Genomic DNA, 15907 nt, shown 5'->3' on the forward strand with positions numbered 1-15907 from the left:
TCACCCCCAAATTTTCACTTTCCCAGAAACAATTGACCGTTTTCACACACTCGGTTAACACCGCTTCAAATGCTTAAGTCCCTAAAACGGGGTTGCATGAACTGGCGTGTTCCAATCATTATGGAATAGTGACTTCTCTCCTGTGCATCCTGTTCGTTACGGCAGCGCTTGCACCATGGACGATTAAGTGGCTCGGAACCCGCGGGTTCCTCGTACTCAGCCTCCCGCTGGCAGGCGGTGCCATCTACACCGGCACCCATCTCGTTCGCTTAGCTCTAGACAATGGCAACGGGGAAACTTCCGCACTCACGCAACCCGCCGTCACGCATTTTTCGTGGATGCCCATTATCCACTTGGATGTAAACCTGCGATTAGGTCCTATTGAATCGCTCTTCGGCACGCTGGTTTTGACCATCGGCTTTCTCGTACTGGTGTACTGCTCCGGTTACTTCATCAACCCGCCACTCGGCAAACGTCGCCGCGTAGGTTCCTTCGCAGCCCAAATGATCGCCTTCGCTGCGGCGATGTACGGCCTGGTCATCAGCGACAGCATCATGCTGATGTTCGTCTTCTGGGAAATTACCTCGGTTCTGTCCTTCCTCCTGGTGGGCTACTACGCCGAGCGCGCCTCCTCCCGTCGCGCAGCAGGCCAGGCGCTCCTGGTCACGACGCTGGGTGGCCTCATCATGCTGGTCGGTATCGTTCTGATGGGAGTGACCACCGGTTTCTGGAACTTCTCCGAACTCACCGCGCCTGGCGCTCTGACAGCGGCACAGCTGGACTCCACGGCAGTATCCACGGCCGCAATCCTGCTGGTCGTTGGTGCGCTGTCGAAGTCCGCTATCGCGCCCTTCCACTTCTGGCTACCCGGTGCAATGGCCGCCCCTACCCCGGTTTCTTCCTTCCTGCATTCGGCAGCGATGGTCAAAGCCGGTGTGTTCCTGGTTGCCCGGCTCGCGCCGACCTTCAATGACACCAACGCGTGGCAGCCAATCATCATCCCGCTCGGCCTCTTGACCATGATCATGGCCGGCTGGATGGCCCTGCGCCAGAAGGATCTCAAGCTGATTATGGCGTATGGCACTGTCAGCCAGTTGGGATTCATCATCACAGTCGCGTCGATAGGCACGCGTGCGACGATGCTGGCAGCCCTGGCACTGACGCTCGGCCATGCCATGTTCAAGGCCGCGCTGTTTATGGTCGCGGGCACAATTGACAGGCTGACTGGTACGCGCGATATCCGTGAGCTCTCTGGGCTCGGTAGAAAGTCGCCGCAGTTGCTGGTGATTTCGATTCTCGCCGCTGCATCGATGATGGGTGTGCCGCCGTTCTTCGGCTTCGTCGCCAAGGAAGCTGCGCTGGAGGCCACGCTCAATGCTGATCCGCTGCATGGGATGCCGTCGGTGTTTACCACCATTGGCCTCGTCGTGGGTTCGATTCTGACCGTAGCGTACTCGCTGTACCTGCTGCGCGCCGCGTTTGCGACCAAGTCCAGCACCCACGCCAGCGGCGGTGGCACTTCCCCTGCCGTGGCAGAGATGGATTCCCCGACGTGGGATCAGATTGGCCCGGCTTGGCTGTTGGCGCTGGCAGGTTTGGTTTTCGGCCTGGTTCCCCGCGTCCTCGACTCGATTATCTCGCCCTACCTCACCAGCGCATTCCCGAATACGGAAGCAGAAACGCACCTGGCGCTCTGGCACGGATTCACCCTTCCGCTGGCACTGACGGCCACAATTCTACTCGTGGGTGCCATCATGCATTGGCAGCGTAATCTGGTGCGTCAGCTGCAGTTTGATCAGCCGGCTCTCGGTAGTGCCGATGCGCTTTACGACGGAATCCTGGACTTGGCCCGCCGTCTTTCTCTCCGTGTCACTGCTGCGACCCAGCGTGGTTCCCTCCCGTTGAATGAAGCGGTCATTTTGCTGACCCTCATCGTGCTGTCCATCGGTGCGTTGTTGCTCGGCGAGCGCGATGAGCTGCGAATGGAACTGTGGGACTCTGCTCCGCAGGGTGCAGTTGCGCTCATCATGATTATCGCGGCGCTGGCCGCTACCCGGCAGAAGAACAGGCTTTCCGGGGTCATCCTGGTAGGCGTGACAGGCTACGGCTTGGCCATTATTTTCGCCATGTACGGCGCTCCTGACTTGGCCCTGACGCAGCTGCTGGTCGAGACGGTCTCAATGATTATTTTCGTGTTGGTGTTGCGTACGCTCTCCCCGCGGGCACCGGCATCGAACCCGAGGTGGACACGACACCGTGCTTGGTTGGCCATTGCAGTCGGTGTCACGGTTCCCGTGTTGGCCGCCTACGCCATGGGCTCCCGTCGTACTGAGCCAATCTCGGGCGACATTCCGCCGCTGGCGCACGATATTGGACACGGCCAGAATGCAGTCAACGTACTGCTTGTCGACATCCGCGCCTGGGACACCTTCGGTGAAATCACCGTGCTGGTGATGGTGGCTCTGGGGATTACCTCACTGGTCTTCCGCACGCATACCATGCATATGCGTTCAAAGATTAAGCCGCAGCGGAATCGAGCTCGCCGCACCAACCGTTGGTTGAACACTCTCGATGAGTCCGGTGAAGCCGAGCGGTTGCGCTACCCGATCATGGTGCTGGTGGCATCGCGCGTGCTCTTCCCCGCCATGATGGTGGTTTCCTTCTATCTCTTTTTTGCCGGCCATAACGATGTCGGCGGTGGCTTCGCCGGTGGTCTCGTGGCTGCGCTGGCACTGACCATGCGTTATCTCATCGGTGGTCGTCGTGAGTTGGCGGCAACTCTGCCGATTCCTAACGAGATGCTTCTCGGCGGCGGTTTGCTGGTGTCGGCACTCAGCGCGTTGTGGCCACTGTTTGTGGGGTGGGCACCGCTAACTTCTACGTATGGCTCGCGGGAAATTCCGCTGCTCGGAGATGTCACTGTTGTCTCCCCGATGCTCTTTGACCTGGGCGTATACATGATCGTGGTTAGCACGATTGTCTACATCCTCCGCAGTTTGGGCGGTGGCATCGACGCTCAGATAAACCTTCGCGCTGAGCGTGATCGTTCACGTCGTGTGAATCGAGCCGCACTCGGCCAGTCCCGCCAGCTGCGCAGCAAGTTGGCGGCGGCTAAGCCCGCAGGTGTTAAGTCCGCAGGCGCTAATCCCGCAAGCGTTAAACCTGCCGGCACTAAACCCGCAGACTCTGCCAACACAGCCACCTCAGAGGCTTCAGAACCGACAGCCCCAGCTAGGACCGAAGGAAAGGACACACACCCGTGATTCTCAATTTTGTTCTGCTAGCAACTGTCGGCACGCTGATTGCTACAGGGGTGTACCTGTTCCTCGATCGTTCGTTGACCAGGATGCTCATGGGACTGTTGCTGATGGGCAACGGTATCAACCTGCTCATCCTGCTTGGCTCTGGTTCGCCGGGACGGCCACCAATTTGGGATAGGGAATCGCTGGTCAGCGATGCTCAGGCAGACTCACTGCCCCAGGCCTTTATCCTCACCGCAATTGTTATTTCCATGGGCATGACCGCATTCCTGTTGGCTCTGCTCTATCGCCAGCACCGCTACCGCATCGGCGATCACGTGCAAGATGACCACGAGGACCGCAGCCTGGCAATGCGTCGGGCCAGCGACCCATCAGCTGCTCCGGACCACGACAAGTCCGACGATCCCACCACCGGTCGTCCCACAGAGGCCGGCGATAGCTTCGGTCCGGCCAGTTTCGAAAAGCCCGTGACCCCGCCATCAAACTCCCCAGGAGGTGACGACGATGACGACTGAGCAAATAATTCTGGCACTAATTCCGCTGCCTATCATCGTCCCCGCCGCCACCGCCGCAATTGCTCTGCTGCTGGCACGTTTTCCCAAAGCACAGCAGGCGATCGCGCTAATCTCGCTCGGCAGCCTGCTGGGAGTCGCCAGCGCCTTGGTGTATCTCATCTACGCGCACGGCGTCCACACGGTCCAGGTGGGCGGCTGGGACGCACCAATCGGCATCACGCTCGTAGCCGACAACCTCGCAGTGTTGATGATCACCGTCTCTCAGCTGGTCCTCTTTGCCGTGATGTGGTTCGGCATCGGCCAGGGTATTAGCGATGGTGACGAAGATGAGCCGATCTCCGTCTTCGTTCCGACGTACATGCTGCTCAACATGGGCGTCTCCATGGCCTTCCTGGCCGGCGATCTGTTCAACATGTACGTCGGCTTCGAGGTTCTGCTCGTAGCCTCCTACGTGTTGCTCACGCTGGGGGCATCGTCGTCACGCATTCGCGCAGGCGTGTCGTATGTGATGGTCAACATGTTGTCCTCGATGGTGTTCCTGCTGGCGATTGGCCTGGTTTATCAAGCGGTCGGCACGGTGAACTTCGCACACATTTCCCTGCGCATGGAGGACATCCCCGATGGCACCCGCACCGCGATCTTCGCAGTGCTGCTCGTCGCCTTCGCAGTGAAGGCGGCGGTGTTCCCGCTGTCGGCGTGGTTGCCAGACTCCTACCCCACCGCACCGTCGATGGTTACCGCGGTCTTCGCGGGGCTGCTGACGAAGGTGGGTGTCTACGCGATCATCCGCACGCGCAGTGTCGTTTTCCCAGACGGCAGGCTTGACGACGTCCTGATGTGGGCTGGCCTAGCGACAATGCTCATGGGCATTCTCGGTGCCATGGCCCAAAATGACATTAAACGTCTCTTGTCTTTTACGCTGGTATCCCACATCGGATACATGATCTTCGGTATTGCCGTCGGCAATACGCTGGGACTCGGCGGCGCGATTTTCTACATCGTCCACCACATTCTGGTGCAGACGGCATTGTTCCTGGTGGTCGGGCTTATCGAGCGCCAGGCGGGCTCGTCCTCCCTGCGCAGCCTCGGTAGCCTGGCCAAGACGTCGCCGCTGCTGGCGTTGCTATACCTCGTGCCCGCGCTCAACCTCGGTGGTATCCCACCGTTCTCAGGCTTCCTGGGCAAGGTCATGCTCATCGAGGCCGGCGCACAGAACGGATCCGCCACCGCATGGATTCTGGTTGCGGGATCTATCATCACCAGCCTGCTGACCCTCTACACCATGATTCTCGTCTGGTCGAAGGCCTTCTGGCGCGACCGTTCCGACGCCCCCGAGGGCGACACCGTGCTTGCGCAGCCAGCCGCGCTCCGGGAAAGGACTCAGATGGTTGCTATCGCAGAGCGTGACGACGTCGGCAAGATGCCACTCGGCATGGTGATGCCGACGGCCCTGCTGGTGATTGCCTCTGTGGGGGTTACCGTTCTGGCCGGGCCACTGTCCAATGTGGCTACCGAAGCGGCAAGCAACGTCGCGAATGTTGATGAGTACCGCGCAGCGGTCCTCGGTATCGACTCGGCCGATGACAAGGGCCTGGAGCAGCTGGAAAACCCAGGCCGCACCAAGAGCCCATGGAAGTCGGATTCAGCGACCGAACGTGCCACCAGCACGCTGGAAGGAGCAGGTGAAAGCTGATGAGTAAAGCGCGCGCCAAGGTGGCTGCAAAGCGACCACCACGTATTTCAATCCTGCTCTTCTTATTCACAGTGATTATTTGGGTCATGCTGTGGGGCGAGGTGACATTTGCCAATGTGCTCTCGGGAATCCTTGTAGCCACGTTGCTGAACCTCGCCATGCCTATCCCGCCAAACAGCGCGCTGGATATCAACTTCGGTGGCATGGTGCGACTGTTCGGTTCTTGGACAATCGACTTCGTGAAGGCCTCTATCAGTGTCGCCTGGCTGGCCATCCGACGAGATGATCCGCCACCGACTGCCATTATCAAGGTCCCCATGCGGACCAATGACGATATTTCGCTCACGACTGCAATGGCACTAATTAATCTGCAGCCGGGCGGCATCATCGTGGACATCGATAAGCGAAAAAAGACGCTGACCATGCATCTTCTCGACGCTTCGTCGACAGGCAAGGTAGCTGAACAAATCAACCAGTTGACCCGAATCGAGCGACGGGTGATTCGCGCGTTTGAGAACCGCGATGTACATGAGCAACCGACTAAGCCAGGCTCTGGCGAAGAGCAGCCGAGCAGTGCGAAAAGCGGCGAGCAAGGCGAAACGAGCAGCGAAAAAGGGGAGAAAGGAGCAGCCGATGAACCCGGAAGTTTTTAACATTCTGCTCGGCGTAGCTGCTGCAGGCTATTTCATTGCGGTGATGATTACCCTCGGGCACATGATCGCAGGACCAAACTCGCTGGACCGCCTGGTGGCGCTGGAGTCCATGACTGCAATGTTGCAGGGCATGCTCGCTGCGTTCATGGCATGGAGTTTGGACACTTCGGTGGTCTACCCAATGCTCATCATTGCGCTGCTCGGTTTCCTGTCTTCGCTGGCAGTCGCCAAGTTCCGTGTTCCGGATGACGGAAAGCAGCCCGCGAAGGGCTCCCGAAAGGGTGTGGCGAAAGCAGCCGGAAAGGTCGCCACAAAGAAAACCGCACAGAAAGCAGCGCCTAAGGCAACACCGACAGCAGCTCCGAAAACAGTGAAGGGAGAGCCCAAATGATTCTCGTGGCAGACATTATCGCCATCGCACTCATTATCACCGGAATGCTACTGTGCGTTGCAGCGTCCGTGGGATTAATACGCTTCCGCGACACCATCAGTCGCATGCACGCATCCTCCAAGCCACAAACGCTGGGGCTAATTCTGACGCTGTCGGGTTCGCTTTTGCACGTCGCCACGCACGCGTCAGCTCACACAACTACTAGTAGTGACTTGGCTCTGTTGACCCTGATTATCCTGTTTGCTCTGGGTACATCGCCAATTGTTAGTAACCGCGTTGGCCACGAGGCGTTCAAAGAGAGGCTCGTCGACGAGGACAGCCTCGCCCGCGATGACAGCCGGGAATAACGAGAGGACACTCCCCGTCAAGATTGGACCCCGACCTGGAGCGGAACCGGGTTCGACCGGGGCCGCCCAGGGGGGGGCGCCTTTCTTCAGTTAGTGGCTAGGTTTATGCACCCCAAAAGTGCTATAGGCCTAGTCACTAATTTTTGTCTGGGCACACACCGCTTAACGACGGCTAGTCGTCTACTTGCTCGTGGAAATCTGCAGGCGCTATCGGATGCCCGGCGCGCAGTTCCTGCACCGCAAGATCCACGGCGGCACGCCACGGGGTGTGGCCAATGCGCTCTTCGTTCGCCCGTACGTCGTCCTCGGTAGCCATGGAAGGCAGCGCCCCGGCCGCATCCGCCACAGTGCGCTGCCGCTCGTATGCCGCGCCCATTTCCACGATGTTGTTGACGAATTCCAGTTCGGCTCGGCAACCCAGTTCGTCGGCAAGCGGGGCGAGTTGAACCACAAGTTCACGGAGTTCGTCGCGAACCCACCGCTCGTCGGTATCGCGATTAACGATGACCAGCGCGTCCATGCCGTAGCGGGCGGCGCGCCACTTGTTTTCGGCGATGTGCCAGGACTGCAGCGACGGTAGCTCCTCGCCAGCCTCCCACATGCGGTCGTAGTAAACCGTCAGACAGTGCGTCAATGCCACGATAGCGGCGAGTTCCTGCAGGTTAGAGGTAGCGTCAGCGACACGAATCTCAATGGTGCCGTACTTTGATGCCGGGCGAATGTCCAAGTGCATCGAGCCGGTGTGATTGATGACGCCGGAGCGGGACTGGTCGTGCATGTAGGACTCCCACTCGGGCCACGTGTAAATCGCCGGCGGCTGACCAGCGGTGGGAAGCTGCTGGTAGAGCAGGCTTCGGTTGGAAGCGTAACCCATGTCCTCACCGTTCCAGGCCGGTGAGGAGGCAGACAGCGCCAACATGTGCGGCAGCTTCGTTGCCAGGGCCTGAATGATCGGCCAAACGCGTTCGGAGTCCTTAATGCCAACATGGACGTGGACTCCCCAGATGATCATCTGGTTACCCCACCACTGAGTGCGGTTGATGATTTCGGAGTAGTGCCCCTTAGCGCTGACCTGCTGAGCAGTACCGCGGGCGAACGGATGCGAGCCCGATGACCACACATCCACCCCAACGCGATCAGCGGCCTCGAGAACCATGTCCAGCTGGCTTTGGAGCTCCGCTACGGCACCGGGCACGTTCGTGTGCACACCGGTGACGAGCTCTACGGTGTTGGCGAGGAACTCTCGCTGGAGCCCATGTCCGGGATGCTCCGCATCGATGATGTCGAGCACCTCGGCGGCAGCGGGGGCGGTGTCGCGCGTTCGTCGGTCAACGAACGCCACTTCCCATTCCACTCCCAGTGATGGCTGCGCCGATCCGGAAAATTGCTCAGTCATACCGCTATTTTTTCACACTAGGAGTCGTTTTCCTCAGTTGGCTCCGTCCAGGTGACGGTTTTTGCGCAGGAGGCAAGGTCACCGTTGGAATCGACAAGCGCAACTGTGGTGAAACTGTCTTCATCCACCTTGGACGGAACGTTCCAGACATCTGCATTCCGTTTGTCATCGACGTGCACTTCGCCGATGACACCCAACCCTTCGGTTGCGGGGCTGCCGATGCCACTGCAGCCAGATGCACCGCGCGCCTGCACTGTGTACTTGCCCTTATCCAAGGTAGTGAACTGACCTTTTTCGTCGGAAAGGCCCATCCATCCCTTGGCGCTCATGACCTGTACAGTTGCCAGCATTTTCATTGATCCGTCGTCGTTTGTTCGGATGAAGTTATAGGCGCTGACTCGCTCGGTCAGCTTCGGTGCAGCCGGATCTACGCTCACTGGCGCAGTGCTTGTCGACGCGCCTGCGTTCCCGTCCTTGTCGCTGCTGGATTCAACCCCCGAGCAGGACACCAACAGTGTTGCAGCACAACCCAACGCGGTGGCGACAGCAACACGACGACGCTTTACGGCGAACATAAAAACCTCACAGACCTCACTGGCTACTAGCAGAATACTAGTACCCCTTTTTCAGCCGTGATCTGTTTGAGACTGCAAAAAATGCAAAAGCCCCGCGTAGGCCATGAAATGTGTGGCTTACGCGGGACTTGGAAAGCTATGGGGCTTCGCACCACGGCGGCAGGTTTTGAGACTTAGGCCGCAAACCTTAGTGAGAGACCAAAGCCTGGTGGGCCGGGAGTCTAGTGAGCCGGGTCAGTGGCGACCACGACGATTCCCGCCGGAGCGTCCCGGAGGCGGTCATCGCGAGGTGCGGCTTCCCAACCGTTGTCATGCGCGATCTGCTCAGCGGCGGCCTTTTCCTCTTCGTTCCTCGGGTCGAAGTAGACGGTGGTCTTCTCCCACACACCCATCTTCTCTTCAGGAGCATTGCCGGTCTCGCCGGCGCCCCAGCCCTGCTCGCCCATCTGCTTGGACAGGTCATCGGCGAGGCCCACGACCTCAGAGTTATTCAGGACACTGACCTTGACAGTCTTGCGGTCAATCTGGGGCGCTTCGTTGGCCTCATCCTGTGCCGGCGGATTCTCAGCGGGAGGAACCGGTTTGCCTGGCTCATTTGCCGGTGGCGGCGGCGGAACCTCGCCGTCACCATCTCCAACAGCACCATCCTTTGCCGGATCACTGCCGTTGGCCGAGTCAGCAGGCGCACCAGAGTCAACCGGAGCGGATGCCGAGGTGTCATTCTGGCCGGTGTTCTCGGCATCGTCGCCACGTGTGCTGAGTGCATAGGCACCGTAGGCGACCAGGCACACGCCGATAGCGAGCAGCACGATAGCGAGAACGCGCATGTAGCGGCCATCACCGGCACCGTCGCCGATGTCGCCGTCATCAACACCATCAGCAGCTGCGGAATTGCTAGCAGCCCCAGCGCTGGCACCGGTCGAGGCGGCGGTGGCACCAGCAGCAGCTGCACCAGCGGCGGGAGCCGCAGATTTTGGCGCTGTGTGTTGAGCATCCGACGGCTCGGAGTACGCATGGGCGCCGCCAGCGGCGGGAGCCTCCGCGTAATCGCTGTACTCATCGAAGTCGTCGAAGTCGTCATCGAGTCGATGACGGCCCGGACGCGGCGAATTCTGAGGGTTTAGTTGGTCAGACACATCCCACATCCTATATGTTCTGCCGCCGAACCGTGAAGTGAAACTTGAACCTTATGCGTCTTGGTTGTCCCGCACGGCGCGCAGCCGATGAACCAACACGGGTTCGGCCGCTTCGGCTGCCGGAGAATCGAGAAGTCGCGAAAGTACCTGGTGGTAACGGATTGTGTTGTTGCCGAAGTCCTCGGCAAAGCGACGCCGAATTGCCTCCTGCCGCGCACCGGCCATACGCGGCCCACGGCGGGCAACTTTCAGCCATTCCTTCTCAAAATCCAGCATTTTCTGCGCCAAAATGGGCTCAATGCCGCCGGTATCGCCCGCGAGTCCGGGATGCTCGGATGAGTCAGGCCGCAACTCAGTCTCAGGTTCGTGGCTGCCGCCTATGGGCTTCTTGCTCACCATTTTTCTGCACCCCGCTTTCCTTCTCAGTCGCCCTGATTTTCTATTCTGCACGACACTGCTTATGCAGATACTTAGTGAAGATACATAGTAAGGCTCAGCCACCCAGCCCTACATACCACTTCCGACATCGCCCAACGTCTCCAAGACCCCTGACATCACCAGGCGATTTAGAAAAGATGGACGCCGAGTAGAATCAGCGACATGACTATCCGTCCCATTGTGATTGCCGGAGACCCCGTTCTCCACACTCCTACCCAGCCGGTGACCGAGGACATCTCCGAGCTGCGTGAGCTCATCGAGGACATGTACGAAACCATGGACCGCGCCCACGGTGTGGGGCTGGCTGCCAACCAGGTGGGCGTCGGCAAGCGTCTGTTCGTCTACAACTGCCCCGATGATGACGACGTCTGGCACCGCGGCTGCGTCATCAATCCGGTGCTGACCACCAGTGAAATCCCGAAGACCATGCCTAACGACGACGGTTCCGATGACGAAGGCTGCCTCTCTGTACCCGGCCTGTCCTTCCCCACCAACCGCGCGGAGAAGGCTGTCGTCACCGGCCTGGATGAAAACGGCGACGAGGTCCGCATCGAGGCCACCGGTTTCCTCGCTCGCTGCATGCAGCACGAGGTCGGCCATCTGGATGGGTTCCTTTACACCGACTGTCTCACGGGCCGCTGGAAGCGCATGGCCAAGAAGGAAATCAAGCGTGCCGGTTGGACCGAGGGCGGCCTGACCTGGATGCCGGGCGTGGATCCCGATCCGTTCGGCCACGAGGATTAGATCGTGGCGGATAGGCAATTGGAGTCGTCGGCAAGCGAAAATGCAGCACAGAAGCTACCGATTTCCCGCTGGGGCGTCGGTGAAGTGGCGGTGGGACGTCGTGTCATTGTGCGGCACGCGCTGACCGATGAAGAAGCATTGGCCAGCGGCAAGAAGACTACGGACGTCATTGGGCATGTGCTCAGCATGGATCCGTTCGTCGTGCGTCCGCAGGTTCGTGCTGGCGTGCGTGCCGACGAATCCGTGGCAGCGGTGGACTTTAGCGATAAGCACATTTTGATTGTGAAGGCCCTGCCGGATCATCCGGTGCGCAATTCGGATATTCGCGCCGTGGAAACTGCGACAGCGAAGGCCTTCCCGGGTATCGCGCATGTGGTGGAGTCGGGCTGGCTGCTGCGAGCCGGCGATGGCATTACGGAGCGTTCCAACTCCGCGCTGCCGCTCGAACCCGGAGCCAGCACTCAGCCGGTGCCGTTGGAGAAGATTAAGTCGTTTTACGATTCCCACGATTTGCCGGTGCGGATTGCGATTCCGGATAGAATCGCCAAACCTGCACAGGCGCTGGTCGCGGGGCCGGAGTGGACGGTCGGGCCGGACATTGTGGTTATGACGCGCTCACTCGATGGGGATTTGCCGCCTGCTGAATTGGCAGCTGAATCGCACAGCGCCGTACAGGTGCTTGATGAGCACAGCGCCGTACAGGTGCTCGATGAGCACAGCGTCGAGCTTGCAGACGTGCAGGTGGATATCGCTGATCAACCTGACGACGACTGGCTGGGGCTCTACCATTTCCGCGGTACCACGCTGCCCGAGCATGCACTACAGCTTCTGCGCAATGAAATTGATGGCCGCATGTGCTTCGGACGCCTGCAAGTGCCTGACAACAATGCGCCTGAAGGCATACGCACGGTAGCCATTACGCGCGGCACGCTGACCGAATCGGACGACGGCCGTGTGTGGCTCGGGTTCTCCGCTGTGGAAGTCGCAGCCGATATGCGCCGCCGAGGACTTGGCACCCTACTGGGAATTCACATGATGCACTGGGGCACACAACACGGGGCAGATTCTGCATATCTGCAGGTATTGGGCTCAAATGAGGCTGGCATTGCGCTGTACCGGACACTCGGTTTTACCGAGCACCACCGGCACCGCTACGCGGAGCTGACAGGGGCTTAGGGGCCGGGGGTTACGTTTCGGCCCTGCGCTGCTCGCCCTGATTGCCCTACTTCCCGCGCTTAACCCTTTTAATCCGCTTCAGCTGCTTGCCCTGCTGCTCTTTGCTACCCATGCGATTGCCCATGCGGCGCTGCCCACGCGGCAGCTCGCGCGTCTCCGGCTTTTCCACCACACGGGTGTGGACCGAGAGTTCATGACGACCTCTCCCCAGCGGATCGCGTGAGGCAGCCATTGCAATCCAGCCGGCCAGGCCCGCAGAGACAAACCAACCGGCGACCGGAATCATCGACGGCAGAATCCAGGCATTGCGCACAAAACCATCGCGGGCTGAGACTGGCATCCCGTGTGCACCTTCGATTTTCATGCCCATGGCGTGTTTACCCGGCGACCCGTCGAAGATGGAGTCCCCCGCCACGCGGTAGAGGTAAAAACCACCGGGACCGAGGAAGAGGCTGATCAGCATCACCATTACGCCGCTGTCCGATGTCCCCACGATGCTAGTGAGAACTGCAATGGAGGCAATCAATGCAGTGTAGATGACAGAATCCACCAACAGCGCACCACCACGACGTGCCACTGAGCCATTGGCCAGATTGGGGTCAAAGCCCAGGTGTACTGCCATTTGAGCGGTCAGCGGCGCGACTTTGGGATTGGCACTGAGCTCACCGAAGGAAGACACCCCATAGCTAGCGGGGTACCCGCTTTCATAGCCGACCGGAATGTTTGCTACCGGATATGGCACTTCCTGATACGGCATTGCCGCATCGTACGCCGCATATGCGTCGTGTTCCCGATAAGCGTTCCTGCCACTACTACCCAGGTAATCCGTCGGACTGTACTCGCCGCCGTAACGGCGATCGTCCCAGTTAGCCAACCTCGAAACTCCCTTTCCTACCGGGCTTCCGCCCACCTTATCCGTTTTTGTCCGCCTATTTTGTCACTGCTTTGTTCAACGCATGAGGCCGCCGTTTCGTTCCCCTTTTACAATCGTTGATATGCGAATCTGTGTCTGGAACGTCAATTCGGCTCGAACTCGCCTCGACCGAATGGTGGAAATGCTGCGCCGGAATGACATTGATGTCCTGGCCGTCCAGGAAACCAAGTGCAAGGACGACCAATTCCCCACCGCTGCTTTTGAAGAGCTGGGATACCAAGTCGCCCACCACGGCCTGAATCAGTGGAATGGCGTTGCCATCATCTCCCGCGTCGGCCTTGAGGACATCCAGGCAGAGTTCCCCGGTCAGCCGGGTTTCAACAAGGACCCCGACGCAACTCCCGCATTGGAGGCCCGCCATATCGCCGCTACCTGCGGTGGCGTGCGCGTCCATAGCCTCTACATCCCGAACGGCCGCGACATCACCGACCCGCACTTCGAGTACAAGCTCGAATTTCTGGAGCGGCTCCGTCAGCACATCATCGCCACGCTTGACGACGACCCGGAGGCCACCTTCATGATGGGCGGCGACTTCAACATTGCCCCGACCGACGGCGATGTCTGGTCAATGGCAGCCTTCGCAGGGAAAACACACGTCACACCGCCTGAACGCGCAGCTTTCTATGCGCTGGAGCAGGCGGGCATGAAGGAAGTAACTCGCCAATTCACCCCAAACCAGTGGACCTACTGGGATTACAAGGCTGGCCGCTTTTTCAAGGATGAGGGCATGCGCATCGACTTCCAGCTCGCCTCCCCCGACCTCGCGGCAAAGGCGTCCGCCGGATTCATCGACATCGAAGAGCGTCAGGGCAAAGGCGCATCCGACCATGCTCCGGTGATTGTGGATTACGAAGTGTAGATAAACGGGCGGAAAAGCGCGTAGGCCTAGTTCCTACTAGGGGGTGTCGCTGGGGCCGTCGTAAAGCGGAGTCTTTGCTGCCAGCCCCTAAAATCAGGGGCAGAAATGGGCGATAAAGCACCCGCACAACACTTATGAGTCTAACTTTTTGTTCAATCTACAAATTTTCACCACAGAAAGTTATTTCGACGATATAAGGTGTTTATTCAGAACATCAATTCATTACGTCGGGAAGGAAGATCATGACTTCTGCACGCTCCCCTCAGCGCACCACTACCCCGGAGCCAGCGAGCGGCTTCCCCACCGCGGATGACCCAACTGAGTCCGATGAATCCCTGCGCGAAAGCGTGCAGAAGATTTCCATCGGCCTGTATGACTTCCTTGCGTCGACTCGCCGCCTCGGTGAGCGCCCGAATGCCAGGATGGACATTTCCCAGTCGGAAATGGAAGTACTGCACTTTATTTCGACCCACCCGGGCTGCGGCGTATCCGACATTGCACGCCTGCGTTTCCTGCGCCCGTCCAACGTTTCGGCAACAGTCCGCCGCCTACTCGACAACGGGCTGATTGAACGCGAGAACAATGCAAAGGATCGCCGTGCGCAGAACCTCTATGTCTCCAGCGATGGCGAGACCCTGCTGGAGCAGCTTATCGACCACTGGGGTGCGCTGGTGTACGAAATTGTGCGGACAATGTCGCAAAAGGACGTGCGTGCGCTAATTAAGGCACTGCCTTCGCTGCTGAAGCTGGCGGAGCACTCGGAAAGCTATGTTGAGGAGCACCAGCGCCGCCAGGAGCCGTTCTAAAAGCGCGCCGCTAAACCCTTCTTACTAGGTACGATGATGCTCATGGCTATTACTTTGAAAAAGGCAAAAGACGTAAAGACCGCTCCATTGGTGGCCACCGGCCTCATCGGCGGCTGGCTCACCGCTCGCGAAACAGGCATTCGCCCGCTCGGTGGCGTCATCTTGGGCGCCGCCGGCGCATATGCAGCACGCACCTGGAACGCAAAGACCGGCGCCCTGGGAGCCACTGGTCTGGTGGCCGCCTACCTCGGCGCTTTCGGCCTCTCACACCCGCTGGCTAAGAAGATTGGCGCATGGCCGTCCGTCCTGACCGTCACCGCGCTGGCTGCTGGCGCAGCAGCAGTTGCCGACTCCAAGTAGTCGACGCAGAGAGCGCCGGTAGGTGCGAAGCCGACACCTAGTCAAGGGCCTCCAGCAGTTTCTCGAGGTGCGCGCGCACCCGGGGCCACGATTCCACAAAAGGCGGCAGCAGATCGAGGCTGTCGACGTCGTCAAGCGGAACCCAGCGCAACTCTAGGGACTCCTCGTTCGGATTCGTCTCCAGCTCTTCGGCAGCTAGTGCGTAGACCGTGTGGTATTTCCAGCCGCCGGCGAGCTCGGGGCGATTCGGATCGGCTGGGAAGGGCCCGGTGGTGACCTGCGTGTCGAGGATGCGAAGCTGATGCTCCAGCAGCCCAGTTTCCTCAGCCGTTTCACGCAGCGCGGTCGCCTCAGGAGTCTCATGAGAATCACAAGCCCCACCAGGAACACCCCACGTTAGGGGGAACGATGTCCAGTCAGCTCGATACTGCATAAGCACCGTGCGCTGAGGGCTCACAATCAGCAGCCCTGCAGCTCCGAAGCGTCCCCAGCAGCGCGTACCGTTGGGGCCGGCTGCCCAACCATTTCCATCCTGAAGCATGTCTCCACCCTACGCCAGATACCCTTGTGTTTTCCGTCACAAGCCCGAGCGACTAAGATTTGCAAGGAACTAACGTTGCTCTG

17 protein-coding genes are annotated in these 15907 nt (G+C 59.5%); 11 read left to right on the plus strand and 6 right to left on the minus strand.

Features of this window, described 5'->3' with window-relative positions; translation table 11 throughout:
• The first annotated feature begins 125 nt into the window (after positions 1–125).
• From QP977_RS00350 to QP977_RS00375, 6 genes are read left to right on the plus strand one after another with little or no spacing between them, the layout of a single operon-like run.
• On the plus strand, positions 126–3263 hold the full coding sequence (locus QP977_RS00350) for a Na+/H+ antiporter subunit A (RefSeq protein ID WP_049193803.1): 3138 nt from the start codon (positions 126–128) through the stop codon (positions 3261–3263).
• Positions 3260–3775, plus strand: coding sequence for a Na(+)/H(+) antiporter subunit C (locus tag QP977_RS00355; protein ID WP_048760372.1), 516 nt, complete (start codon positions 3260–3262; stop codon positions 3773–3775). Before QP977_RS00350 ends, QP977_RS00355 begins: the two co-directional genes overlap by 4 nt.
• Positions 3765–5468 (plus strand): Na+/H+ antiporter subunit D, encoded by a 1704-nt coding sequence (locus QP977_RS00360; protein ID WP_049193797.1) that lies wholly within the window; start codon positions 3765–3767, stop codon positions 5466–5468. The genes QP977_RS00355 and QP977_RS00360 overlap by 11 nt, the downstream gene beginning before the upstream one ends.
• Positions 5468–6121, plus strand: a complete 654-nt coding sequence (locus QP977_RS00365) for a Na+/H+ antiporter subunit E (protein ID WP_049193796.1) — start codon at positions 5468–5470, stop codon at positions 6119–6121. The genes QP977_RS00360 and QP977_RS00365 overlap by 1 nt, the downstream gene beginning before the upstream one ends.
• A complete protein-coding gene (locus tag QP977_RS00370) occupies positions 6102–6512 on the plus strand; it encodes a monovalent cation/H+ antiporter complex subunit F (protein WP_049193795.1) in 411 nt (136 codons plus the stop codon). Before QP977_RS00365 ends, QP977_RS00370 begins: the two co-directional genes overlap by 20 nt.
• The gene (locus QP977_RS00375) at positions 6509–6859 is read left to right on the plus strand and encodes a monovalent cation/H(+) antiporter subunit G (RefSeq protein WP_038626688.1); all 351 of its coding nucleotides are present in this window, start codon (positions 6509–6511) and stop codon (positions 6857–6859) included. Before QP977_RS00370 ends, QP977_RS00375 begins: the two co-directional genes overlap by 4 nt.
• Positions 6860–7031: 172 nt before the next feature.
• Here the strand turns inward: QP977_RS00375 and QP977_RS00380 are convergent, their stop codons facing one another.
• The 4 genes from QP977_RS00380 to QP977_RS00395 form a co-directional block, all read right to left on the minus strand.
• Positions 7032–8255: a glutamate--cysteine ligase gene (locus tag QP977_RS00380; protein ID WP_049193794.1), complete on the minus strand. Its 1224-nt coding sequence runs from the start codon at positions 8253–8255 to the stop codon at positions 7032–7034.
• 17 nt (positions 8256–8272) lie between these two features.
• A complete protein-coding gene (locus QP977_RS00385) occupies positions 8273–8830 on the minus strand; it encodes a hypothetical protein (protein ID WP_049169906.1) in 558 nt (185 codons plus the stop codon).
• A 221-nt stretch (positions 8831–9051) separates the two neighbouring features.
• Complete coding sequence (locus tag QP977_RS00390) at positions 9052–9966, minus strand: LytR C-terminal domain-containing protein (RefSeq protein ID WP_049169916.1); 915 nt, start codon at positions 9964–9966, stop codon at positions 9052–9054.
• 51 nt (positions 9967–10017) lie between these two features.
• Positions 10018–10365 carry a DUF3263 domain-containing protein gene (locus QP977_RS00395; protein ID WP_016421513.1) on the minus strand — a complete coding sequence of 116 codons (348 nt, stop codon included), beginning with the start codon at positions 10363–10365 and terminating at the stop codon, positions 10018–10020.
• Positions 10366–10566: 201 nt separating this feature from the next.
• Between QP977_RS00395 and QP977_RS00400 the strand changes: the two genes are divergently transcribed.
• Entirely contained in the window at positions 10567–11148 is a 582-nt protein-coding gene (locus tag QP977_RS00400) for a peptide deformylase (RefSeq protein WP_049193793.1), read from the plus strand.
• Between the two features lie 3 nt (positions 11149–11151).
• Positions 11152–12324, plus strand: a complete 1173-nt coding sequence (locus tag QP977_RS00405; RefSeq protein WP_049193790.1) for an N-acetylglutamate synthase, CG3035 family — start codon at positions 11152–11154, stop codon at positions 12322–12324.
• Between the two features lie 46 nt (positions 12325–12370).
• On the opposite strand, the gene QP977_RS00410 is transcribed toward QP977_RS00405, so the two are convergent.
• The gene (locus tag QP977_RS00410; RefSeq protein WP_222865185.1) at positions 12371–13198 is read right to left on the minus strand and encodes an RDD family protein; all 828 of its coding nucleotides are present in this window, start codon (positions 13196–13198) and stop codon (positions 12371–12373) included.
• A 121-nt stretch (positions 13199–13319) separates the two neighbouring features.
• Here QP977_RS00410 and QP977_RS00415 point away from each other — a divergent pair, with 121 nt between their 5' ends.
• The 3 genes from QP977_RS00415 to QP977_RS00425 all read left to right on the plus strand — a co-directional run bounded on the left by QP977_RS00415 (position 13320) and on the right by QP977_RS00425 (position 15283).
• Entirely contained in the window at positions 13320–14117 is a 798-nt protein-coding gene (locus QP977_RS00415; protein ID WP_038626705.1) for an exodeoxyribonuclease III, read from the plus strand.
• 242 nt (positions 14118–14359) lie between these two features.
• Positions 14360–14923 (plus strand): MarR family winged helix-turn-helix transcriptional regulator, encoded by a 564-nt coding sequence (locus QP977_RS00420; protein ID WP_049193787.1) that lies wholly within the window; start codon positions 14360–14362, stop codon positions 14921–14923.
• A 42-nt stretch (positions 14924–14965) separates the two neighbouring features.
• Positions 14966–15283 carry a hypothetical protein gene (locus tag QP977_RS00425; RefSeq protein WP_172620224.1) on the plus strand — a complete coding sequence of 106 codons (318 nt, stop codon included), beginning with the start codon at positions 14966–14968 and terminating at the stop codon, positions 15281–15283.
• 37 nt (positions 15284–15320) lie between these two features.
• On the opposite strand, the gene QP977_RS00430 is transcribed toward QP977_RS00425, so the two are convergent.
• Positions 15321–15824 carry an NUDIX domain-containing protein gene (locus tag QP977_RS00430; RefSeq protein ID WP_049193786.1) on the minus strand — a complete coding sequence of 168 codons (504 nt, stop codon included), beginning with the start codon at positions 15822–15824 and terminating at the stop codon, positions 15321–15323.
• Positions 15825–15907: the final 83 nt, after the last annotated feature.

The organism is Corynebacterium sp. MSK012 (assembly GCF_030232435.1).
Taxonomy (GTDB): domain Bacteria; phylum Actinomycetota; class Actinomycetes; order Mycobacteriales; family Mycobacteriaceae; genus Corynebacterium; species Corynebacterium jeikeium_D.